Consider the following 20,694-nt stretch of genomic DNA (forward strand, 5'->3'; position numbering starts at 1 on the left):
TGGTCATCGAGGGCCAGAACGCCGACGGCGTCACCGTCGAACAGGACGAGTTCGAGGTCGCCGGCACGGACCCGGGGCTGCTGCTCATCGGAGCCGGACCGGTCGGGGGTCAGCGAAAACAGCACCACTCCGGCGACGGCGGCGGCGATCGCGGCCAGCGCGCTTCCGGCGAGGAACATCGGCCGGCGCCTGCGGGGGACGACCTCGTCCTCGTCGTCGACGGCGCTGTATGCCAGCACGCCGGCGTCCGCGTTGCCCCAGACGTCGAGGTAGGTCGGCGCCACCGCACGGGGACTCAACTCCCCGGTGCCGGGGTCAAGCGCGTAGGCCAGGGCCGCCGTGGACGAGGCGAACAGCGGCGCGTTCGCCGAGGCCAGCGCCGCCCCGCGGGCCAGCGCCATCTCCGGCTCCTCCGGCGCCGTCACCTCGAGCGGGCTCTCCGCCTCGAGCGCGGGTTTGACCGGGACGATGTCCGTGCCGCAGCCGATCAGGAAGACGCCGTCCGCGCGCGTGCCCCGTTCGGTGAGGCCGGTGATCATCGCCGCCAACTCGGCGGTAATCGAACGCTGGGGGGCTGCCAGCTGCTGGCGGTGCAGGTCGACGATCGAACCGTCGGCGACGTCGACCACGGCCAGCGTCGCCGCCGCCGGCTCGACGAACAGCATCGCGATGCGTTCGTAGTCGAGCGCGGCGCCGAACGTCTGGGCCAGCGCGGCCGCGGCCAGTAGCGGGGACACCAGCATCACGCCGCCCATGCCCCGGCGGGCCATCGCGTCCCGCAGCGCGCCGACACCGGCGGCGTCCGTCCAGGTCACGCCGGTCGACTCCAGGTGGTAGCCGCCGGCGAGCGCGCCCGCGCAGCCACCCGTGACGATGTACCTGCATTTCCCGTTCGTCACGGTGCCGATACCGATCACCCCGCCGCCCCCGCCGCGGCCGTAGGGACGTGGCGCGCGGCCGCGTCTGCGCGCACACTGGGCGGTGACGGCACGAGCGGCGAGGAGGTCGCGTGGGCGAATACGGTGCTTTCGGGTTCGACCCCGAAGAGTTCGATCGCATGATCCGCGAGGGCAGCGAGGGGCTGCGCGAGGTCTTCGAGCGGGTCAGCAAATTTGTCGCGGCCCCCGGGGCCCGGCCCGGGTGGTCGTCGTTCTTCGACGACCTGTCGCGCCGCCCGCGCCCGCAGCCGGAGACCGCCGGCGAGGCGGGCGACGGCGTCTGGGCCATTTACACGGTAGACGCCGACGGCGGCGCGCACGTCGAACAGGTCTACGCGACCGAGCTCGACGCGCTGCGGGCCAACAAGGAGAACGTCGACCCCAAGCGCAAGGTGCGATTCCTGCCCTATGGGATCGCGGTCAGCGTGCTCGACGGCGATTCGCCCGACGAGGAAGCCGACGAGCCGGCGTAACGCCCTCAGCCCTGCTGGACGACGTTCGAACTAGCCGAGTTGCCGACCTTCGGCGTGCCCGAATGGTAGGTGACCTTGTTGCTGAAGCCGGAGGCTTCGATGCTGTCGACGGAGTCGACGGTGATCTCGTTCTGCACCCCCGACACGGTGAGGCTGGCGCAGTGCCCGGTGATCACCACCGTGTTCGACACCCCGCTCACGCTGACGGTGTTCTGGTTGCAGGCGATGGTCCGGGTCTCGCCGATTCCGGAGACGCTGATCCTTTCGCCCGGCGCCGGGGTCGGTGACGTCGACGCCGACGGCGACGGCGTGGTCGTCCTGGTCCGGGTGGTCGAAGGCGCGGGGCCGGTGGTGAAGGTCGACGGCGGACCGAACGTCCCGGAGATCGTCGGCGGGGAGCTGATGATCGATCGGACACCGGAAAGCTGGTGGGCGGCGAAGGCGGCGATGCCGCCCGCCAGCGCCAGCACGCCGATGGCGATGACCGTGCCCAGGATCCACCACATGCGGTTGCCCGACGGGCCCTGCGGGGGCGGGCCGCCGAACGGGCCGCCGTAGCCGCCGTAGTTCCAGGACGGCGGCGGTGGCGGCGGGGCCCCCGGCCCGGGCGAGTACGCCGGGGCCGCGGGCGCTGCGCTGCTAGCTTCGGATGCCCGCGCCGCGTCGGCGAGCGGGCGCTCGAGTTCCCGGATCCGATCCTCCGGGTCGTCGTTTGCTGCCATGGGTTGAATATGCCATTCGCATGGGTGATTTCGGCCGGTTCGGTATTTTCTGCTTCGTGTCCTTGCCGAACCGTCAGGTCTTGTTGCGTCGCCGCCCCACCGGGCTTGTCCAGCCGGGTGACACGGAGCTGGTCACCGTGCCGGCGCCCGAACCCGCGGAGGGGGAGGCGCTGCTGCGCACCACCTATGTCGGAATCGACGCGGCCGCCCGCACCTGGCTCGACGACCAGCCCGGCTACCTGCCGCCGGTGCAGCTGGGCGAGGTCATCCGCGCGGCCGGCATCGGCGAGGTGGTCGCGTCGCGCTGCGACGCCTACGCCGTCGGCGACGTCGTCACCACGCTGACCGGATTTTCGGAATACGCGATCATCCGCGACGACCTGTTCAGCACGCCCATCCCGGGCGAGGACGACCAGCTGGCGATCATGTCGGTGTACGGGCCGACCGGCGCCACCGCCTATTTCGGAATGACCGACATCGGCCGGCCCAAGGCCGGCGAGACCGTCGTGGTGTCCGCGGCCGCCGGCGCCACCGGATCGGTGGCGGGGCAGATCGCCAAGATCGCCGGCGCCCGGGTGGTGGGCATCGCGGGCGGGCCGGAAAAGTGTCGGGCGGTGGTCGAGGACTTCGGTTTCGACGCGTGCATCGACTACAAGAACGAGGACGTCGCGGCCGCGCTCAAGCAGCACTGCCCGCGGCGCGTGGACGTCTACTTCGACAACGTCGGCGGGCCCATCCTCAACGCGGTGCTGGGCCGCCTGGCCCAGCACGCCCGGGTCGTCCTGTGCGGGGTGATCTCCAGTTACCTGACCGGCGAGCATCCCGGCCCGGCCAACTACGTGAACCTGCTGTCGAAGACCGCGTTGATGCAGGGGTTCAACTCCCTCGACGAATGGGGCCGCTTCGACGAGGCCTTCGCCGCCCTGCGCAAGTGGGAGGCCGAGGGCCGCCTGCGGCACCGGGAGACCATCTTTGACGGGATCGAGTCGTGCGTCGACGCCCTGAACGGTTTGTTCACCGGGGTCAACATCGGCAAGACGCTGGTCAAGCTCAGCGAACCGGCTTCGGGCTGACCCGCGCCGTCGTCAGCGTGCGAAAAGTCGCCGCCACGGCCCGGGTGTGGCATGCGTGGCACCCCGGCGCGTGGTTTCATAACACCGTTTGCAAAAGTTGCTCAGGGGTATCGCGCTAGGTCGGAGCCGGCTTTCACGATTGGTGGGTTGTAGATGGATCGTCGCAGCATGATGTTGATGTCGGGGCTCGGCTTGTTCGGGGCTGCGATGCGGTTGCCGGGTGCCTGGGCCACCCCGCCGGCACCGCAGGCGCCGACGGCCGGCGGCGGGCCGTACATCTTCGCCGACGAGTTCGACGGCCCCGCGGGCTCGGCGCCCGACCCGGGCAAATGGACCATCCAGACCTGGCAGGACGACGTCTTCCCACCGGTCGACGGGATCTACCGCGACGACCGCCAGAACGTGTTCGTCGACGGGCACTCCAACCTGGTCCTGTGCGCCACCCATGACGTGCTGAGCAACACCTATTACAGCGGCAAGCTGCGCGGGAACTTCCGCAGCATGATCAACCAGACCTGGGAGGCGCGGATCAAGCTCGACTGCCTCTACCCCGGCCTGTGGCCGTCGTTCTGGGGGGTCAACGAGGACCCGCTGCCCGACGGGGAGGTGGACGTCTTCGAGTGGTACGGCAACGGGTCGTGGCCCCCGGGCACTACGGTCCACGCCGCGTCCAACGGCAAGACCTGGGAGGGCAAATCCATTCCCGGGTTGGTCGACGGTGCCTGGCACACCTGGCGAATGCATTGGGGCGAAGAGGGATTCGAGTTCTCGCGGGACGGGGCCGAGTACTTCAAGGTGCCCAACAAGCCCATCCACGTGGCCGGCGGCGCCCCCGACGACTTCCGGTGGCCGTTCAACAAGCCCGGCTACTGGATGACGCCGATGTTCACCCTCGCCGTGGGCGGGGTCGGCGCCGGCGATCCGGCGGCGGGGACGTTCCCGGCCTCGATGCTGGTCGACTACGTCCGCATCTGGTGACTAGCGCTGCGCCTTGAACACCTGCACCAGGTTGAACTGCCAGCGCTCGACGAGCCGGAAACCCAGGTCGTGTGGGACCGCGAAGGACGGCGTCGCGCCGTAGACCGGTCCGGGCGGGATGGCCGGGCCCTGCTCGTGGGCCGGCTGTGACGGGTCGGCCTGGGTGATGATCCACACGACGCCGCAGTGGCTCAACGGCGTCGCGACGACCTCGGGAATGAGGTTGGTGTCGAAGACGTCGTTGCGGTCGGTGGCCCGCTGCCACAGGGTGAGGTCGACCAGCTTGCGGTAGGCGTCCGGGCGCGCCGCCATGAGCGGGCGCATCGGGGCGGGCATGAATGTCACCGTGTCGTTCACCAGCAGGCAATCGCCCGGGGCCGCCTTCGCGGTGATCAGGTCGGCAACCTGGCTGTAATCCATCCCGTACTTGGCGTACGGATTACGCTGCGCAAGAACATAATTGGGCGCGGCGGCGACGCCGAACAGGGCGACCAGGGCCGCCGTCAGCCAGGGCCGGGCGGTCACCGCGGCCGCGCAGACGCCCAGGATCAGCGCCATGCCGGGTGCCGTGAAGGACAGGTAGCGCGGGGTGTAGATCGGGTGCACCAGCGCCGAGTAGATCACGATGGCGGCAGTCGGCAGCGCGAGCCAGGCGGCCGCCAGGGTCAGCAGCTGCCGGTCGGCCCGCGCCAAGGGCGCCCTGACCGACCACACGGCGATGGCCGCCGCGATCACGAGCGCCGACAGCACGGCGAACGGGGGGCTGCGCTCGAAATACTGTTGCACCACCACGTCTTCGAGCGTCCGGCGACCGATCGGGGCGATCCAGCTGATCTGGTGCGCCTGCCCGGCGACCGTGAGCAGGAACGGCGCCATGGCGCCGACCGCGGCGGCCGCGGTGACGCCGAATCGCAACAAAACCCTTCGCGCGCAACCGGATACGACGACCAAGTGCACCGCCACCAGCAACGCGAGGTACACCTCCAGCGTGATCGACGCCGCCAGGGCGAGGCCGTAGGCCACCCATAGCCAACCCGTGTCGCGGCGCGCGGCGCACACCAACAACACCGTCAGCCACACCGCGGCCATCATGGACAGCGCGTAGGGGCGGGCCTCGATGCCCGCCCAGGTGGCCCGGGGCAAGACGGCGCAGAAGACACCGGAGGCCACCGCGACGGTGCGCGTCGAGAACTGCTTGCCCAGCACCACGATTCCGGCGGCCGCGCCCCCGACGGCCAGCCCACTGGGCACGCGCGAGAAGAACTCCGTCGGTCCGAACACCTGAAACCAGGCGTGCATCAGCAGGTAGTACAGGCCGTGCACGGCGTCGACGTTGCCCAGCATCCGCCACAGCTGGGCAAGCGAACGACTGTATGCGGCCGAAATGGTGGCGGCCTCGTCGTACCAGAAGGAGGGGCGGCCCGCGCCACCCAGGCTCACCGCGACCGCGAGCAGGCCGACGAGCAGCGGGTCCAGCGCGGCCGGCGGGCGGCGAAGCGGGTTCCGCACGTCGCTATGGTGCCAGAAGCGTGCCCCCGGCCCGTCGGGCCCTAGCGCCGGGTCAGTTCAGCAGCCAGACGTGCCAGAAGCCGTCGGAGCCCTGGCGGCAGTCCCAGTGGGTGTAGAGGTGGTCGTTATGGGTGATCTCGACGTTCGGGGCGTCGGCCTCGCAACCGGCCAGACTCGAGTAGTTGCCCTCGACCTCGACCTGGTCGGCGGCGGCCACGCCCACCCCGGCGGTGAGCAGCCCGGCCAGCGCGAATAGGCCAGCGGCGCAAGCGATCTTCATGTGGACCTCCCCTTGATGGTTGAGCCGACTATATCGATCGGCGAGGGCGTGGGATCGAAAACAGGGAACTCGACGAACCGGCACTGTTCGAACGTATGATCGATCGATGGGGCAGTTCGCGTCCATCGGGTACAACGGCCAGCCGGTCCGCAGCCCGTTTCGGGTGGTGCGCCCGCCGATCGCGGTGCTGGTGGACCTGACGGTCCTGTTCCCGCGCGAGCCGCACCGCTCCGGCCGGTACCAGCCCAACGGACTGCAACTGCACAAGGTGGTCGAGGGCCTGCTGAGCTGCTGGGGCCTGTGCGAGCAGGGCGACTGGTGGGGGCTGGTGACCTACCCGATCGCGTATGGTTCCGAGCGCAAAACCGTGACGCACTGGGTGCCCGCCTGGACGCTGCGCCGGAGACGCTGAAAGCCGTTCCGGCGGCGGCGCTTACGCCGGAGCCGTGCGGGCGCGCCAAGCCGATGCGATGATTGCTGCCCGTGGACGCAAGTTGGGGCTCGGTATTGACCAAGCTGGTCGCGCTGGCGGCGGTCATCGCGCTGTCGCCGATCACGGTCATCCCGGCGGTGCTCGTCTTGCACTCCCCGCGACCGCGGCCGACCGGCCTGGCCTTCCTCGCCGGGTGGGTGCTGGGTCTGGTCGCCCTGACCGCCGCGTTCGTCGGCGGCTCGGGCCTGCTGGAAGGCCTGCACAAGGCGCCGCCGACGTGGGCGTCGTGGCTGCGCGTGGTGCTCGGGTCGGCGCTGATCGCGTTGGGCGGATACCACTGGCTGACCCGGCATCGGCACGCAGCCATGCCGCGCTGGATGCGCTCGTTCTCGACGCTGACCCCGGCGCGCGCGGGGGTGACCGGGGCGGTGCTGGTGGTGCTGCGGCCCGAGGTGCTGATCCTGTGCGCGGCGGCCGGGTTGGCCGTCGGCAGCAGCGGCCTGGGCGCGGCCCGCCAGCTGGTGGCCGCCACGGTGTTTCTCGTGATCGCCGCGTCGACGGTCGCCATCCCGATCCTGGCGTACGCCGGCGCGGGCGACCGCCTCGACGATGCGCTGGAACGCCTCAAAGTCTGGATGGAGGAAAACCACGCCACGCTGCTGGCGGTCATCCTGGTTTTGATCGGTTTGATGGTGCTCTACAACGGGATTCACGCCCTGTAGATTGCTGCCCATGGCAGGCAGCTGGGGCACCGTGCTCACCGGGCTCGTTCCGCTCGGACTGGTCATCTCGCTCTCGCCGCTCACGGTCATCCCGGCCGTGCTCGTGCTGCAGGCGCCGCGGCCGCGGCCGACGGGCCTCGCCTTCCTCGCCGGCTGGGCGCTGACCCTTGCCGCGCTGACGGCGCTCTCGGTCACCGCCTCCCACCTGCTCGGCGGCCTCGACAAGTCGCCGCCGCGATGGTCGTCGTGGCTGCGTGTGGTGCTGGGTTCGGGGCTGATCGTGTACGGCATCTACAAGTGGCTGAACCGGCACGGCCACGCCGAGTCCCCGGCCTGGATGCGCTCGTTCGCCACCATCACCCCGGCCCGGGCCGGGATCATGGGGGCCGTCCTGGCGGTGGTGCGGCCGGACGTGCTGCTGATCTGCGTTCCGGCCGGGCTGGGCATCGGCACCGCCGGACTCGGCCTCGCCGGTGACTGGCTGGCCGCCGCCTTCTTCGTCGCGATCGCGGCGTCAAGCGTGGCGATCCCGATCCTGGCCTATGCGGCCGCCGGCAGCCGCCTCGACGACACGCTGGCCAGGCTCAAGGACTGGATGGACCGCAACAACGCCGCCCTGCTGGCGGCGGTCCTGGTGCTGATCGGTGCGATGGTGCTTTATCACGGGATCGACGCGCTGTAGCCGCCGTCGGCCAGGCCGGCGTCCGCCTCGAGCCGGTTGACCGCACCGAAGGCGTATTCGCGGATGAGCTCCCAGCCGTAATCGCGCAGCATGCCCGCGTAGCCCTTCGCCGCCCACTGCCGGCAGTGCCGCTCCTCGTGGTGCAGCACCCGATCCAGGTCGTGCCAGGCGCGCCCGGACTCGATGATCCGGCGCAGCCGCTCGGCCGGGTCGGTGACGGCGCCCATGTTGACCATGAAGATGTCGCCCCAGGTGGTGCCGCCCCGCCGGCAGAATTGCCGCTGGATCCAGTTGCCGCCCAGACCCATCAGGATGCCGTTCGGCGTCGTGACCAGACGCCCGCCGTTGCGGTCGACGAAGCCGACGTCGCGCGCGTAGCTCCAGTGGTTCGCGTTCTGCCGCCGCATGATTCGAGTGATCTCGGCGGCGCCGTAGGGCGTCGGGGGGAAATCGGTGCGCCGCCCGCCCCCGCCGCCGTAGCCGGTGCCGGCGTTCAGGACGTAGGTGCCCAGCACCGCCGCGCGGGCGTCGCCGCCACTGACGCCGCGGGGCAGCAGAAAGAACGACTTGCCGTCCGGGTCGCGGATCTCGACGGTCTTCGCGAGCGGACGGAAGCTGTCCGCGGTGACGGCGTGCCGCCGGGTGATCTCGGCGAGGACGTCCGGGGCCACGCCCCGCCGCGCGGCGTTTTCCCGCCATCTCTGGTAGTAGCCCGGTGCGTCCATGTCCGCCAACCAATTTAGGGTGTAGCGAATGAACAGGCGGCCCTGGCAACGCGCGCGCGGCATCAACCAGATCACCCGGGGGCTGGGCACCCTGGACCGGGAGATCTTCGAGGCGATCGCCGAGACCGACACCCCGCTGCTGGATGCGGTCATGCCGCCGCTGACCCGGGCGGCCGACAACTCCAAGCTGTGGTTCGCCATCGCCGCCGCCCTGATGGCTTCGGGCAACAAGAGCGCGCAGCGCGGCGCAACGCGCGGCGTCGTGACGCTGGCGCTCACCAGCCTGGTCACCAACCAGGTCGCCAAACGCATCCGGCGCCGCCCGCGGCCCGGGTACGAGCTGGTGCCGCTGGTCCGGCAGGTCCGTCGCCGGCCGACGTCCAACTCCTTCCCGTCGGGGCATTCGGCCAGCGCGGCCGCGTTCGCCGTCGGCGTCGGTCTGGAGAACCCGATGGTGGGATTCGGGCTGGCGCTGCTGGCCGGGCTGGTCGGACTGTCGCGGGTGGCCACCGGCGCGCACTACCCGGGCGACGTCGTCGCCGGGTTCGGCATTGGGGCGGGCGTGGCGGTACTGGGCGGCCGCCTGGTCCCGCCGATCGTCGAAACGGCCCTGCCCAAGACGGAACCGCTGCGGGTCGAGACGCCCGAGCGGCCCGACGGGTCCGGGGTGGTGCTTGTCATCAACCCCGAATCCGGCAGCGGCACCGGCGCCCGTGTCGTCGACGAGGTGCGCAAGGCGCTGCCGAAGGTCGACATCCGGGAGCTGGGCCCCGACGACGAGCCGGCCGACGTCCTGCGTGAGGCCGCCGAGCGCGCCGAGGTGCTGGCCGTCGGCGGCGGCGACGGCACCGTGGCGGCCGCCGCCGGCGTCGCCATCGAGACCGGGCTGCCGCTGGCCGTGTTCCCCGCCGGAACGTTCAACCACTTCGCCAAGGACATCGGCTGCGACACCGTGGCCAAGACGGTCGACGCGATCCGGCGCGGCAGCGTGGCGTGCGTGGACCTGGTGTGCCTCAACGAAAGTCAGATGGTCCTCAACACGGCCAGCATCGGCGCCTACCCGGCCTTCGTCCGGCAGCGCGAGAAACTTCAGAAGCGCATCGGCAAGCCGCTGGCCGGTCTGTACGCGATGCTGCACACCTTGCGCAACGACCAGCCCGTCCGGATCTCGTATGACAACAAGACGCTGCTGACGTCGCTGTTCTTCCTCGGCAACTCGCTGTATCTGCCCACCGGGTTCGCCCCGTCGCGACGGACCCGGATGGACGACGGCCTGATCGACGTCCGGATGCTCGAAGCGGGACGCCGCCTGTCGCGCACCAGGATCCTGACCGCGCTCGCATTGGGTCGGCTGGAGAGAAGCCCGCTCTATCACGAGCTGCAGGTGCCGGAATTCGCGTTCTCCGCCGTGGACGGGCCGACGGTCATCGCGTATGACGGTGAGGTCGGCGACGAATACGAGAAGGCCAGCTTCACCGCCAAATACCGTGTCCTGCCGGTCTTTCGGCCCTGCGACTAGGCGCCCTCGGTGAGGTCGCGCAGTCGGGCATAGCGCGCGAGCACGTCGGGCGTGGGGGCGGCGGTGTATTCGTCGGTCCGCGGCGGCGTCCAGGCGGGCGGTGTCGGTGACCCGCTGAGCGCCCACGCCGCCTGCCGCGCCGCGCCCAACGCGACGTACTGCGCCGGGGCTGGCGCCAGCACGGGCACGCCGAACACCGCCGGGGCGATCTCGCGCAGGGCCCGCGACCCCGCGCCGCCGCCGATGAGTAGGACGCGGCGGGGGGTGACGCCGTGCGCGGCCAGGTGGGCCAGGCCGTCGGCCAGCGCGCACAGCAACCCCTCCACCGCGGCGCGGGCCAGGTTGGCCGGCGTCGCGTTGGCGACCCGCAGGCCGTGCAGGGCACCGGAGGCGTTGGGGCGGTTGGGGGTTCGCTCACCCTCCAGATAGGGCACCAGCACCAGCCCCGCGCTGCCCGGCGGCGCGGACAGCGCGAGCTCCGACAGCTCATCGTGGTCGACGCGCAGCATGGCGGCGGCCGCGTCCAGCACCCGCGCCCCGTTGAGGGTGCACACCAGCGGCAGGTAACGCCCGGTGCCGTCGGCGAATCCGGCGACGAAGCCGGCGTCGTCGCGGACCGGGTCGGCGCTGACGGCGGCGACCACCCCCGAGGTGCCGACCGAGACCACCACGTCGCCCTGGTCGGCGCCCAGGCCCAGCACCGCTGCGGCGTTGTCCCCGAGACCGGCCCCGAATAATGTTGTGCCGCTCTGTGTTCCGGCTGACGGGTCCAGCACGGTCGGCAGTCGTGGCCGGCGACCGCGCAGGGCCAGCTCGAGGAGGTCGACCCGATAGTCGCCGCGGGCGGCGTCGTAGTAGCCGGTGCCGCTGGCGTCGCTGCGGTCGGTGGTCAGGGCCGCGATGTCGGCGTCACCGCGCAGCCGCCACGTCAGCCAGTCGTGCGGGAGGCAGACGCCCGCCGTGCGGTCGGCGTGCCCCGGCTCGTGGTCGGCGAGCCAACGCAGCTTGGCCACCGTGATCGCGGCCAGCGGCACGACGCCGACGGCCCGCGCCCACGCCCCCGGCCCGCCCAGCTCGTCGACGAGCGCGCGCGCCGCGTCGGCCGACCGCACGTCGTTCCACAGCAGCGCGGGCCGAACCACCTGGCCGGCCGCGTCCAGGCACACCATGCCGTGTTGCTGCGCGCCGACCGCGACCGCCTCGACGCCCTCCAGCCCGCCGGCAGCCGCGATCGCCTGTTGGGTCGCGGATTCCCATGCCGCCGGGTCGATTTCGGTGCCCTGCGGGTGGTCGGCCCGGCCCTCGCGGAGCACTTCGCCGGTCGCGCCGTCGCAGATCAGCACCTTGCAGGACTGTGTCGACGAATCGATGCCGGCGACCAGGGTCATGCGTCGGCCCCGATGAGCGCCCGCAATGTGGCGCGCGCGCCGTGCCGGTGCAGGGAATCCAGCGCCCACAGGTAGGGCTCGCGGAAGCGGGGCTGGTCGACGAGGTCACCGAACACCGCGCGGTTGGCGAGGAAGGCGGTGGGCTGGTCACGCTGGGACCGGGCGATCGGGGTGAGCGTGTCGGCGAGCGCGTCCACCACGTCGATCGGTCGGCCGCCTTCGTCGACGCCCTCGGCGTAGCGGGCCCAGCTGGCGACGATGGCCGCGGACAGCCGCACCGGCCCGCCGTCACGCAGGTTGTCGGCGACCACCGGCAGCAGCCACTTGGGGATGCGGTTGGACGAGTCGGCGCACAGCCTGGCGACGGTGTCGCGCACGTAGGCGTTGGCGAAGCGGGGGAGGAGCCCGTCCTTGAACTCGGTCAGCCCCGGGACCCGCACCAGGGTCGGCATCGCCTCGGATTCCATGTACCGGCTTAAGAATTCGGCGATCACCGGATCCTGTGCGGCCTCGTGGACCAGTCGATATCCGGCCAGGTAGGCGAAGTAGCACAGGCCCTGGTGGCTGGCGTTGAGCAGCCGCAGCTTCATCGCCTCGTACGGCGACACGTCGTCGACCAGTTGGACGCCGGCTTGCTCCAGCGGGGGCCGGCCGTCGGCGAAGCGGTCCTGCAGCACCCACATGGCGAACGGCTCGGCGACCACGGGCCACGCGTCGCGGACACCGAATCCGGCGTCCAGCCGCGCGATGGCCTCGGCGGGGGTGACCGGCGTGATGCGATCGACCATCGAATTCGGGAAGGCGGTGTGTTCGGCCATCCATTGCGCCAGTTCGGGATTGAGCTGCTCGGCGTGGGACGTGAATGCGCGGCGGGCCACTTCCCCGTTTTCCACGATGTTGTCGCACGACACGATCGTGGGGGAGGGCAGCCCGCGTTCCCGCCGCCGGTTCAGCCCCTCGGCCACCAGCGGGAAGACGTCGCTCAGCGGGGGTTGGTAGCCGCCCTCGGTGATGGTGAGCGAGACGATCCGGGTGGCAGGCGCCGCGAGCCGCTCGATGACGGCCTCGGGATCCTCAGGCGCGTAAAGGAAGTCGACGATCGAGCCGATGACCCGCGGCTGCCGGGTCCCGTCGGGGTGCTCGAGGATCAGCGTGTACAGGTAGTCCTGGGCCCTGAGCGCGTCGCGCATGCGGCGGTCACCCGGCAGCACCCCGACGCCGCAGATCCCCCAGTCCCGGGCCAGCCCGTCGTTGTGCAGCCTGTCGAGGTACATGGCCTGATGGGAGCGGTGAAAGCCGCCGACGCCGAAATGCACGATGCCGACGCCGATCTGGCTGCGGTCGTAGGTCGGGACGGGGATGCCGAGAGCGCTCAGGTTGCGCGCGCTCAGCTCCATTCCCGGAACTTAGCTCACCGTCAAGCGTTGGGGCACAGATCGCGCAAGGCGAAGATCACCACGTCCGCGGCCTGCCGGCCGTTGATGCCGCCCGTGCCCTGGTCAGCGTCCGAGCGCTGGATCGCCAGGCCCTCCAGCTGTTGGGGTGAGGCGCCCCACGAAAGTTGTTGGCACAGGTCCGCGCCCATCTGCAACAGCGCCTCGTCGCCGCCGTTGACCGCGTGGATGCCGGCGCTGTGCAGGTCGTTGATGAAGGCAGCGCCGTCGGCCCGCGCCGGGCCGGCCCACGCGATCGCCGCGGCCAGAAGTGGGCCCCCTACCAGGGCCGCCCCCATGAACCGGCCATACGGCCGTTGTGCTGCCATCGAAATCTTCTCCTTCGTCCCGTGCCCGATTCGGATGATGCACTTTTACACGAAAGCGCCAAGGAACACGCTGTGGAAGATAAATCCCGATGATGAATAGTCGGCAAAGACCCGTGGGTTAAGCGTTCGGGCAGAGGTCGCGCACGGCGTCGATCACGACGTCGTCGGCCTCTTGGGGGGTGAGGCCCCTGGCCCCCTGCCGGCTGTCGGAGCGTTGCAGCGCCAGGCCCTCGAGTTGGGATGGCGGCGCGCCCCACGACAGCTGCTGGCACACGGCCAAGCCCATCTGCACCAGCGCCTCGTCCCCGCCGCTGACCGCGCCGATCCCGTTCTTGTGCAGGTCATTGACGAATGTGGTCGCGTCGGCCTGCGCCGGGCTGGCCCAGAGCACCCCGGCGACCAGGAGCGGGCCTCCCACCAGCGCCGCGTTCACGAATCGGCGTGCAGTCATGGCTTGCGCTCCCTTCTTCGTAACCGTCCGATTGCCTGCGGTTCACCTTCCATGGAACCGCCGGGAGATATCGCGTCAGCCTAAAATTCGCTGTGAATACGCTGCGCGAAATTGAATTCATCTGGCCCGCAGTCGCCGCCGACCGTGACGCCCTTGTGACGTCACCATTTGGAAACGACGCGGTGCGGCGCCTCCGGCGTTTCGCGTCGACTGCCGACAATTGGCTCGTTATCTGCTGCATCAGATATGTGAGCGCGAATTAAAAGGAGAGTCGACGCTGATGGCGATCGTCGATCGGTTGAACGTGAAAGTACTTGCCAGCCTTGGGTTGTGCGGGGCCGCGCTTGCGTTGAGCCCGGATGCGGCGGCCGCGCCCCTGAAGACGGGCGGCTACGCCTGCATCGAGGGCCAGGCCGGCGAGGCCGGTGCGCCGCTGGCCGGACCGGGAGGTGCCGGTGCCGGTGCCGCGGGCGGAGCGGCGGCCGCGGGCGCGCCGACGGCGCCGATCTGCGCGGCGAGCGCGCCGCTCACCGACATGGCGGGTGTCCCCCTGGCGGTGCCCGGGCCGGTGCCGCTGGGTGCGCCGGTGCCGCTGCCGCTGGGCGCGCCGCTGCCGTTGCCCCTGGGCGCGCCGTTGCCCATCGCCCCGGTGGTGCCGGCGGGCGCTCCGCTGGTTGCCCTCGGTGGGCCACTGGCGGCCGGTGCCCCCCTCGAAGGCGCCCCGCTCATCGACATGTCGGGCGTCAAGGACGCACCGACCGGTCCCGCGCCGACGGGCGGACCCCAGCCCGGTCAGCCGGTGGCGCCCGGCCCCTCGCACTGAGCCCTCCGATACGAAAGGACCCGCTGGTTTCGGCCAGCGGGTCCTTTCGTATGCGGTTCGGTGTTGCGGCTTTCGAGCGTCGGCCCGCTCAGGAAGGCGGGCGCTCCCACAGGTCTTGCTGGACGATCACCGGGTCACCGACGTTGACCGTGTTGTAGTACCACTCGGCGTCTTCGGGGTTCAGGCTGATGCAGCCGTGGCTGACGTTCTCCAGCCCGAGGGAGCGGACCGCCCACGGGGCGGAGTGCACGAACAGGCCGCGGTTGGTGATCCGGACGGCGTAGTCGACGTTGAGCATGTAACCGTTGGGGTCGTCGACCGGGATGCCGACGCTGCTCGAATCCATAAGCACCGAACGGTCTTTGGCCAACACGGTGTAGTTGCCGACGGGCGTCGGGAACTCCGGCCTACCCATCGAAGCCGGCATCACGCCCTCTTCGCCGAAGTGCGGCCGATGGTGCGGCGCCGGCAGCGGAGCCGCGTCTACTCCGTCGATGGTCACCTTGAAGGTGTGGTCGGTGATGTTGGCGACGCCGACGACCTTTGGGCCCGTTTTGAATTCCGTCTCCCGGCCGTCCACCGCCAGCGCGATGGTGCTGTGAGCCGGCCAGTAGTGGTCCGGAACCCACTGCACCACCTTGTTGTCCAGCCAGTCGAACTTGCCGGTCATCGGGGGCGACGACGTGACCGCGATCGCGCGCTCGGCGGCCTGCCGGTTCGCGACGGGCGCGTCGAACGTCACCACAACCGGGTGCGCCACGCCCACCGTCGCGCCGCGAGCCGGAAGCACCGACGCGATGGCCAAGTGATGCGGCTGAGTCGCCGCCGCCATGCTGGCACCGGTTGGCCCCGCGACCACACTCGCCGCGACCCCGACCCCCGCAAGAACACACCGAACGACCGTCCGCATGGCTTCCGTTTCCTTTTAACTGACATAGTTGCAATAGGGATCGTAAACGGGCGATGACCAGCGGAAGCGCAAGGGCGCGTTCGCATTTGGTCAAGCCTCGGTCACGGTTTGGCCACGGGGGTTTGGCCCGGCAATATGCAGGTGGGCGGGGGTTCGATGGCCCCGAGAGGGGAGGATGTTGAGACCTCAGGAATACGACGTGGTCCGCTTGCGCCGGGCGGTGCCGGAGCACGACCTGCCGGCCGGTTCACGAGGGACCGTCGTCAGGACTACACGACCGGTTCAGAAGGCGCCCGGCGCGCCTACGAAGTGGAATTCTGCGACGCCGACGGCATTACCCGAGCCTTGGTCACCCTCGCCGAAGATGACCTGGACGTGGTGTGGCGGCCGGCTTCGGGTGGCTAGCAGTTCGTGTGTCGGCGGGCGAGGCCACGGACCGCGGTTTCAGCACGAGGCTCGCCAGGACCGCGACGGCGCCGATGCCGACGCAAATCCACAACGCGGACTGGTAACCCGCTTGGGTGCCGGCTCCGACAACCGTTCCCGCCCAAGCGAACCCGAGTGACCCGCCGATGCCGTAGGAGGCGTTGGCGATCCCCGGCAGCGACCCCGGCTCGTCCGGGGGAGCTTGAAGGACGCCGAGCGCGCTCATCGGGGTGAGTGCGACCGCCAACGCCACGCCGAACACCGCCATGAGGGCGACGACCACCATCTTGTCGAGCGTGAACACCGCAAGCGCGGCGGTGACGGCCACGGAACCGACCAGGCCCGTGCGCAACACCGTCACGAAGCCGATCTGGGCGGCGAGCCGCCCGATCAAAGGGGCAGTGAGAAGTTGGGCCAGCGCGCCGGGAGTGATGAACAGCAGGGCCGTGAGCTGCCCGCTGGCGGCGAAGCCGACGCGGTCGTTCTCGGCGAGGGACGGCACGATGTAGCTGAGCACCACCATGAATGACCCGAAGACGAGAATGGTCACGACGATCAACGGCCACGCGTAGCGCGACCGCATCTGGTCGATGTGGATCAACGGTGTCGCGACTCGTTTCTCGACGACCACGAGCCCGAGGCAGGCGGCGACGGCCGCGGCAAGGCAGCCGAGCATGAGCGGCGCGGACCAGCCCAGGTGCTCGCCGTTGGACACATACAGATTCAGCCCGGCGACCGTCAGCGCGATCAGGACGGCGCCCGCCCAGTCCATTCGGCCCGTGTTCTTGCGGCCGCGTTCGTCCGCGGGGACGGCCAGCCGGCACAGCGCGACGGCGGCGATGCCGACCACCAACGTCAGGACGAAGATGGAGCGATAGCCGAAGCGGTCGACCAGGACACCGGCCAGCAGCGCGTCGACCCCGGCAACCCCCGCGTTGATCGCCGAGATGACACCGCAGCAGACGCCGAAGGCTTTGTCGCTCAGGTGTTCTCGCATGATGAGGAAGGCGAGGCCGTACGTGATGTTCGCGCATCCCTGCAACACCCGGCCCGCGACCACCACCGGTAGTGAGGTGCCCAGGATGCACAACAACGTGCCGATGCAGACGAGGGTGAGAATGCCGACCAGGACACGCCTGCGGCCGATGAAGTCGCTCCATCGGATCAAAACGACGTTGGCGATCGCGCCGGCGAGATAGAAGTAGGCGGACATGGACGCGTATGCGTGCGGACCGAGATGGGTGTTGATGTCTCGGATCGCGGGGCCGAGCATGGTCGCGTTGAGCATGAACGACATCACCGACAACGCCAACGCGGCCACCATGACGGCGGTTCGCGAGGACGAAAGCTCCTTGCCCCCGTCGCCGTCAGCAGTTGTCACCGCCGGGCTTTCACCGACCACTGTCGGCCCCCCTTCGCACGCCGTGCCATAGTCGACACATCGGTTAATTGTGTTGTCCCGCAGCCATCGTGGAATCCGGCGCGGGCGTCTTGACGCGGGCGACGCTCAGCACGGCCAGGCCCGCCGGCAGCAGCAGTGCGGCGCTGACCGCGAGGATGACTTGGATGCCGTGACCCGTGCTGACGCCGTGGTGCTGCAACATCTCCAGCGCGCTGCTGGACACCGCAACGCCCACGCCCGCGAGAGTGACCAGGGACGTCAGCGTGACGCCCGCGGCTTCGCCGGCCCGCTCGGGCGCGACGACGGCCTGAGTCGCCACCGTGGTGAACGCGTAGACCAGGCCCATGGTGAAACCGCACGCGCTGAGCGCGGCGAGATACACCGCGAAGCTGTCAGCGGACGCCAGGACGCCGAGTGACACCGCCGCCGCGGTGCAACCGATGCCCATGACGGCGAAGGGCGCGTTGCGCGACGCCAGGCGTCCGGACACCGGACCACCGAGCGCCGCACCGACCGACGGGCCGAGGAAAGCCAAGCCGGCCACCAGCGGGTCGAGGCCTCGCACCTGTTGGAGGTTCAGCGTGGCGAGAAAAACGGTCACCACGTACGCGATGTTGGCGACCGTACCGGCGACGACCAAGACCGTGAAGCGGGGCTTGCGCAGCAGCGACAGGTCGATCAGGGGGAAGCGCACGCGCGTCTCGACCGCGACGAACCCGACCAACAAGGCAACGGAGCCAAGGAATACGCCGATCACCGCTGGCGACAACCACCCCCAGTTCGGCGCTCGGTCGAAGGCGAGGGTGAACAGCCCTATCCCAGTCGTGATCAGCGCCAGGCCGGCCAGATCCACCCGTCGCGGCACGCTGGTGTCGGAGGTCTCCGGGATGGTTCTCGCGCCGATGGCGATCGAGATCGCCGACAGCGGCACCAGCATCCAGAACACCGAGCGCCACCCGAGCGTCTGGGTCAGCAACCCGCCCACCAGGGGGCCGGCGGCGTTGCCCAGGCCGGCGATGCCATACGCCAGTCCGATTGCGCGACCAGACCTTTCGGCGGGCAACGTATTGGTCAGGACGCTCACGGACACCGGAAAGATCAGAGCGGCGCCGAGGCCTTGCACGGCCCGGAACGCGATAACCACCGGCGCCGATGGCGCGACCCCGCAGAACACCGACGCGATTGCGAACAACCCGATCCCGGCGAGCAGCGTGCGGCGGCGTCCGAAGATATCGCCGATGCGGCCGGCGGGCGCCATGAACGCGCCCAGGGTCAGCATGTAGACGCTGATCACCCACTGCAGATCGGTCGTGGTGCTGTGCAGGTCCGACGCCATGCGGGGCAACGCGAGGTTCATTGCGAAGTAATCGATCTGCACGCAGAACAGTGCCATCGAGATCGCCGCGATGATCCAGCGCGGGTGCCGCCCGTGCGCGCGGAGATTCACGGGCTTGACGATACGGGCGGTGACTCCTGTCTATCCCACAATTCGGCGGACTGCCGGGTCGCCGCGAGGCCATGTCGCTCGGCGCGGTCACAGCGCACACATAGCATCGGCGACGCCTCGACAAACTCCGTAATATCGCGTTATGAGGCTCGTCGCGAGCGTGCCGTCCGTTGTCATCGTCGCCGGCGCGATGGCGCTTGGGCCGGCGGCCGCGCCCCTCCCCATCTCGTCGGTGCCGCTGGCGTCGGCGGCGTGCCCCGACGCGGAGGTGGTCTTCGCCCGCGGCCGGGAGGAACCACCCGGCGTCGGCGCGGTCGGCGACGCGCTCGTCAATTCGCTGCGCGCCAAGACGAATAAGTCGATCGGGGTGTACGGGGTGAACTATCCCGCCAACATCACCACCGGCGGCGGCGCCAACGACATCAGCGCCCACGTGCAATCCATGGCCAGGGATTGCCCCAACACCCGGATCGTGCTCGGCGGCTATTCGCTGGGCGCCGAGGTGGTGGACCGCGCGCTATGGGGCGGGCTGCCACCGGGGACCGACCAGCACGTCGCGGCGGTCGCGTTGTTCGGCAACGGCACCCACGGTGTCGGACCGGCGTTCGCGGGCAAGACAATCGACCAGTGCGCGGCCGGTGACCCCATCTGTGGCAGGGGAACGAACTGGCCGGCGCACCTGCAGCCCTCCTACATCGGCTCCGGTCTGGTGGATCAGGCCGCGGGCTTCGTGGCGGGCAGGCTGTAGACCCCGGCTAGGGTCACCCGTGTGCGCAGGACCATCGACTGGGACGGCGACGCGGTCACGATCATCGACCAGACGGCGCTGCCGGCCGACTATCGCGTCCTGACGCTGCGCACCGTCGACGAGCTGATCGACGCGATCCGCCGACTGGCCGTGCGCGGGGCGCCGGCGCTGGGCGCCGCGGGCGCCCTCGGCGTGGTGCTCGCGGCCCGCGAGGGCGGCGACGTGCGCGCCTCGGCCGAACGGATTGCGAAGGCGCGGCCGACCGCCGTCAACCTCAGCTGGGGGGTGGCGCGCGCGCTCGAGAAGCTCGACGCCGGCGCCGAATCCGTGCTCGCCGAAGCGCTGGAGATTCTCGACGAGGACGAACGCCTCAACCGGGTCGCCTCGGCACATGCCGCCGAAGTCGTTCTCGCCGTGTGTGATCGCCGTCCGCTGCGCCTGCTCAGCCACTGCAACGCCGGCCACCTCGCGACCGTCGCGTGGGGCAGCGCGCTCGGCGTCGTCTGGCACCTGCACGAACGCGGACTGGTCGAGTCGGTGCTCGTCGACGAGACGCGGCCGCTGTTGCAGGGCGCCCGGCTCACGGCGTGGGAGCTGGCGCGGGCGGGCGTGCCCTACCGGGTGCAGACCGACGGCGCCGCGGCGGCGGCGATGGGGCGGGGCCTCGTCGACTGCGTGCTCGTCGGCGCGGACCGGATCGCGACCAACGGGGACGTCGCGAACAAGATCGGCACCTACGGCCTGGCCATCGCGGCGCGCCATCACGACGTGCCGTTCGTCGTCGTCGCGCCGTCGTCCACGGTCGACAGTTCGCTCGCCACCGGCGCCGACATCGTCATCGAGGAACGCGCGCCCGACGAGGTCCGGACGTTCGGCGGCGCCGTCGTAACGCCGCCGGACGCCGACGTTTACAACCCCGCGTTCGACGTGACCCCGGCCGAACTGATCACCGCCGTCGTCACCGAGCACGGGCGTTACGCGCCGTAACCCCTCACGTCGTCGACAGCGGTTGGCGTTCGACGCTGCGCCCGAGGACCACCTTCGCCGTGATGACGCCCAACTTGACCATGCCCAAGTACGTCGACGGGTTGAACAGCGTCGGCCACACCGTGCGGGTTCTGTGGGCATCTGCTGTTGCATCCACTGTCGGCGCCCATGACGCTGAGGTGGCTGCGCGACCGATTCACGGACCGGCCGATCAACGAGCACAGAACCCGCACGGTGTGGCCGACGCTGTTCAACCCGTCGACGTACTTGGGCATGGTCAAGTTGGGCGTCATCGC

Annotated in this window: 23 protein-coding genes and 2 pseudogenes; 12 read left to right on the forward strand and 13 right to left on the reverse strand. The window is 70.2% G+C overall.

The features are described from left to right. A pseudogene (locus A5702_RS03350) lies at positions 1–899 on the reverse strand (hypothetical protein); the annotation flags it as partial. Between the two features lie 110 nt (positions 900–1,009). Between A5702_RS03350 and A5702_RS03355 the strand changes: the two are divergent. Beyond that, the gene (locus A5702_RS03355; RefSeq protein ID WP_068218262.1) at positions 1,010–1,411 is read left to right on the forward strand and encodes a hypothetical protein; all 402 of its coding nucleotides are present in this window, start codon (positions 1,010–1,012) and stop codon (positions 1,409–1,411) included. Between the two features lie 5 nt (positions 1,412–1,416). Here the strand turns inward: A5702_RS03355 and A5702_RS03360 are convergent, their stop codons facing one another. After that, complete coding sequence (locus tag A5702_RS03360; protein ID WP_068218265.1) at positions 1,417–2,133, reverse strand: DUF3060 domain-containing protein; 717 nt, start codon at positions 2,131–2,133, stop codon at positions 1,417–1,419. 20 nt (positions 2,134–2,153) lie between these two features. On the opposite strand from A5702_RS03360, the gene A5702_RS03365 reads away from it, so the two are divergent. Both A5702_RS03365 and A5702_RS03370 read left to right on the forward strand, forming a co-directional pair. Next, on the forward strand, positions 2,154–3,206 hold the full coding sequence (locus tag A5702_RS03365) for an NADP-dependent oxidoreductase (RefSeq protein WP_068218269.1): 1,053 nt from the start codon (positions 2,154–2,156) through the stop codon (positions 3,204–3,206). 153 nt (positions 3,207–3,359) lie between these two features. Next, the gene (locus A5702_RS03370) at positions 3,360–4,184 is read left to right on the forward strand and encodes a family 16 glycosylhydrolase (RefSeq protein ID WP_055400569.1); all 825 of its coding nucleotides are present in this window, start codon (positions 3,360–3,362) and stop codon (positions 4,182–4,184) included. On the opposite strand, the gene A5702_RS03375 is transcribed toward A5702_RS03370, so the two are convergent. Both A5702_RS03375 and A5702_RS03380 read right to left on the reverse strand, forming a co-directional pair. After that, positions 4,185–5,693 carry a glycosyltransferase family 39 protein gene (locus A5702_RS03375; protein ID WP_068218272.1) on the reverse strand — a complete coding sequence of 503 codons (1,509 nt, stop codon included), beginning with the start codon at positions 5,691–5,693 and terminating at the stop codon, positions 4,185–4,187. A 52-nt stretch (positions 5,694–5,745) separates the two neighbouring features. Then, positions 5,746–5,973, reverse strand: coding sequence for a hypothetical protein (locus tag A5702_RS03380; protein WP_055400565.1), 228 nt, complete (start codon positions 5,971–5,973; stop codon positions 5,746–5,748). A 106-nt stretch (positions 5,974–6,079) separates the two neighbouring features. Here A5702_RS03380 and A5702_RS03385 point away from each other — a divergent pair, with 106 nt between their 5' ends. The 3 genes from A5702_RS03385 to A5702_RS03395 all read left to right on the forward strand — a co-directional run bounded on the left by A5702_RS03385 (position 6,080) and on the right by A5702_RS03395 (position 7,810). Next, positions 6,080–6,385, forward strand: a complete 306-nt coding sequence (locus tag A5702_RS03385; RefSeq protein ID WP_055400563.1) for a hypothetical protein — start codon at positions 6,080–6,082, stop codon at positions 6,383–6,385. Between the two features lie 71 nt (positions 6,386–6,456). Then, positions 6,457–7,128, forward strand: a complete 672-nt coding sequence (locus tag A5702_RS03390; protein WP_055400561.1) for a GAP family protein — start codon at positions 6,457–6,459, stop codon at positions 7,126–7,128. A 10-nt stretch (positions 7,129–7,138) separates the two neighbouring features. Beyond that, positions 7,139–7,810, forward strand: a complete 672-nt coding sequence (locus A5702_RS03395; protein WP_055400590.1) for a GAP family protein — start codon at positions 7,139–7,141, stop codon at positions 7,808–7,810. Here A5702_RS03395 and A5702_RS03400 read toward each other — a convergent pair. Further along, complete coding sequence (locus tag A5702_RS03400) at positions 7,789–8,535, reverse strand: hypothetical protein (RefSeq protein WP_055400587.1); 747 nt, start codon at positions 8,533–8,535, stop codon at positions 7,789–7,791. The genes A5702_RS03395 and A5702_RS03400 overlap by 22 nt on opposite strands. 28 nt (positions 8,536–8,563) lie before the next feature. Between A5702_RS03400 and A5702_RS03405 the strand changes: the two genes are divergently transcribed. Further along, a complete protein-coding gene (locus A5702_RS03405; protein ID WP_055400559.1) occupies positions 8,564–10,054 on the forward strand; it encodes a bifunctional phosphatase PAP2/diacylglycerol kinase family protein in 1,491 nt (496 codons plus the stop codon). Here A5702_RS03405 and A5702_RS03410 read toward each other — a convergent pair. The 4 genes from A5702_RS03410 to A5702_RS03425 all read right to left on the reverse strand — a co-directional run bounded on the left by A5702_RS03410 (position 10,051) and on the right by A5702_RS03425 (position 13,655). Beyond that, positions 10,051–11,442 carry an FGGY family carbohydrate kinase gene (locus A5702_RS03410; RefSeq protein WP_068218275.1) on the reverse strand — a complete coding sequence of 464 codons (1,392 nt, stop codon included), beginning with the start codon at positions 11,440–11,442 and terminating at the stop codon, positions 10,051–10,053. The two genes, A5702_RS03405 and A5702_RS03410, sit on opposite strands and share 4 nt — an antisense overlap. Further along, a complete protein-coding gene (locus tag A5702_RS03415) occupies positions 11,439–12,839 on the reverse strand; it encodes a mannitol dehydrogenase family protein (RefSeq protein ID WP_068218278.1) in 1,401 nt (466 codons plus the stop codon). The genes A5702_RS03410 and A5702_RS03415 overlap by 4 nt, the downstream gene beginning before the upstream one ends. 20 nt (positions 12,840–12,859) lie before the next feature. Further along, on the reverse strand, positions 12,860–13,174 hold the full coding sequence (locus A5702_RS03420; RefSeq protein ID WP_197281124.1) for a DUF732 domain-containing protein: 315 nt from the start codon (positions 13,172–13,174) through the stop codon (positions 12,860–12,862). A gap of 148 nt (positions 13,175–13,322) precedes the next feature. Beyond that, positions 13,323–13,655: a DUF732 domain-containing protein gene (locus A5702_RS03425; protein WP_055400551.1), complete on the reverse strand. Its 333-nt coding sequence runs from the start codon at positions 13,653–13,655 to the stop codon at positions 13,323–13,325. A 280-nt stretch (positions 13,656–13,935) separates the two neighbouring features. Between A5702_RS03425 and A5702_RS03430 the strand changes: the two genes are divergently transcribed. After that, the gene (locus tag A5702_RS03430) at positions 13,936–14,478 is read left to right on the forward strand and encodes a hypothetical protein (protein WP_067820236.1); all 543 of its coding nucleotides are present in this window, start codon (positions 13,936–13,938) and stop codon (positions 14,476–14,478) included. An 88-nt stretch (positions 14,479–14,566) separates the two neighbouring features. On the opposite strand, the gene A5702_RS03435 is transcribed toward A5702_RS03430, so the two are convergent. Continuing rightward, the gene (locus tag A5702_RS03435) at positions 14,567–15,388 is read right to left on the reverse strand and encodes an Ig-like domain-containing protein (RefSeq protein WP_068218281.1); all 822 of its coding nucleotides are present in this window, start codon (positions 15,386–15,388) and stop codon (positions 14,567–14,569) included. 156 nt (positions 15,389–15,544) lie between these two features. On the opposite strand from A5702_RS03435, the gene A5702_RS26135 reads away from it, so the two are divergent. After that, positions 15,545–15,793 (forward strand): DUF4926 domain-containing protein, encoded by a 249-nt coding sequence (locus A5702_RS26135; RefSeq protein ID WP_231964980.1) that lies wholly within the window; start codon positions 15,545–15,547, stop codon positions 15,791–15,793. Here A5702_RS26135 and A5702_RS03440 read toward each other — a convergent pair. Continuing rightward, complete coding sequence (locus A5702_RS03440) at positions 15,738–17,195, reverse strand: MFS transporter (RefSeq protein ID WP_231964981.1); 1,458 nt, start codon at positions 17,193–17,195, stop codon at positions 15,738–15,740. The two genes, A5702_RS26135 and A5702_RS03440, sit on opposite strands and share 56 nt — an antisense overlap. Before the next feature lie 64 nt (positions 17,196–17,259). Then, positions 17,260–18,663: an MFS transporter gene (locus A5702_RS03445; RefSeq protein WP_231964982.1), complete on the reverse strand. Its 1,404-nt coding sequence runs from the start codon at positions 18,661–18,663 to the stop codon at positions 17,260–17,262. A gap of 142 nt (positions 18,664–18,805) precedes the next feature. On the opposite strand from A5702_RS03445, the gene A5702_RS03450 reads away from it, so the two are divergent. Together A5702_RS03450 and mtnA are read left to right on the forward strand one after the other, a co-directional pair. Further along, positions 18,806–19,411, forward strand: coding sequence for a cutinase family protein (locus tag A5702_RS03450; RefSeq protein WP_055400541.1), 606 nt, complete (start codon positions 18,806–18,808; stop codon positions 19,409–19,411). Positions 19,412–19,432: 21 nt separating this feature from the next. Continuing rightward, a complete protein-coding gene (gene mtnA / locus A5702_RS03455; RefSeq protein WP_068218287.1) occupies positions 19,433–20,398 on the forward strand; it encodes an S-methyl-5-thioribose-1-phosphate isomerase in 966 nt (321 codons plus the stop codon). A 4-nt stretch (positions 20,399–20,402) separates the two neighbouring features. Here the strand turns inward: mtnA and A5702_RS26140 are convergent, their stop codons facing one another. Further along, the gene (locus A5702_RS26140) at positions 20,403–20,555 is read right to left on the reverse strand and encodes a hypothetical protein (RefSeq protein ID WP_156669468.1); all 153 of its coding nucleotides are present in this window, start codon (positions 20,553–20,555) and stop codon (positions 20,403–20,405) included. On the opposite strand from A5702_RS26140, the pseudogene A5702_RS26145 reads away from it, so the two are divergent. After that, positions 20,528–20,694: pseudogene (locus A5702_RS26145) on the forward strand (lipase); the annotation flags it as partial. The gene A5702_RS26140 and the pseudogene A5702_RS26145 overlap by 28 nt on opposite strands.

Origin of the sequence: Mycobacterium sp. E3339, from assembly GCF_001666915.1 — a bacterium.
GTDB lineage: Bacteria > Actinomycetota > Actinomycetes > Mycobacteriales > Mycobacteriaceae > Mycobacterium.

What these genes read in the sequence shown, in the direction of transcription:
- A5702_RS03435 (WP_068218281.1), bottom strand. Translation starts at nt 15,388, where the DNA reads ATGCGGACGGTCGTTCGGTGTGTTCTTGCGGGGGTCGGGGTCGCGGCG.
- A5702_RS03405 (WP_055400559.1), top strand. Translation starts at nt 8,564, where the DNA reads ATGAACAGGCGGCCCTGGCAACGCGCGCGCGGCATCAACCAGATCACC.
- A5702_RS03380 (WP_055400565.1), bottom strand. Translation starts at nt 5,973, where the DNA reads ATGAAGATCGCTTGCGCCGCTGGCCTATTCGCGCTGGCCGGGCTGCTC.
- A5702_RS03425 (WP_055400551.1), bottom strand. Translation starts at nt 13,655, where the DNA reads ATGACTGCACGCCGATTCGTGAACGCGGCGCTGGTGGGAGGCCCGCTC.
- A5702_RS03360 (WP_068218265.1), bottom strand. Translation starts at nt 2,133, where the DNA reads ATGGCAGCAAACGACGACCCGGAGGATCGGATCCGGGAACTCGAGCGC.
- A5702_RS03365 (WP_068218269.1), top strand. Translation starts at nt 2,154, where the DNA reads ATGGGTGATTTCGGCCGGTTCGGTATTTTCTGCTTCGTGTCCTTGCCG.
- A5702_RS03410 (WP_068218275.1), bottom strand. Translation starts at nt 11,442, where the DNA reads ATGACCCTGGTCGCCGGCATCGATTCGTCGACACAGTCCTGCAAGGTG.
- A5702_RS03370 (WP_055400569.1), top strand. Translation starts at nt 3,360, where the DNA reads ATGGATCGTCGCAGCATGATGTTGATGTCGGGGCTCGGCTTGTTCGGG.
- A5702_RS03415 (WP_068218278.1), bottom strand. Translation starts at nt 12,839, where the DNA reads ATGGAGCTGAGCGCGCGCAACCTGAGCGCTCTCGGCATCCCCGTCCCG.
- A5702_RS26135 (WP_231964980.1), top strand. Translation starts at nt 15,545, where the DNA reads ATGGCCCCGAGAGGGGAGGATGTTGAGACCTCAGGAATACGACGTGGT.
- A5702_RS03400 (WP_055400587.1), bottom strand. Translation starts at nt 8,535, where the DNA reads ATGGACGCACCGGGCTACTACCAGAGATGGCGGGAAAACGCCGCGCGG.
- A5702_RS03450 (WP_055400541.1), top strand. Translation starts at nt 18,806, where the DNA reads ATGAGGCTCGTCGCGAGCGTGCCGTCCGTTGTCATCGTCGCCGGCGCG.
- A5702_RS03430 (WP_067820236.1), top strand. Translation starts at nt 13,936, where the DNA reads ATGGCGATCGTCGATCGGTTGAACGTGAAAGTACTTGCCAGCCTTGGG.
- A5702_RS03385 (WP_055400563.1), top strand. Translation starts at nt 6,080, where the DNA reads ATGGGGCAGTTCGCGTCCATCGGGTACAACGGCCAGCCGGTCCGCAGC.
- A5702_RS03395 (WP_055400590.1), top strand. Translation starts at nt 7,139, where the DNA reads ATGGCAGGCAGCTGGGGCACCGTGCTCACCGGGCTCGTTCCGCTCGGA.
- A5702_RS03420 (WP_197281124.1), bottom strand. Translation starts at nt 13,174, where the DNA reads ATGGGGGCGGCCCTGGTAGGGGGCCCACTTCTGGCCGCGGCGATCGCG.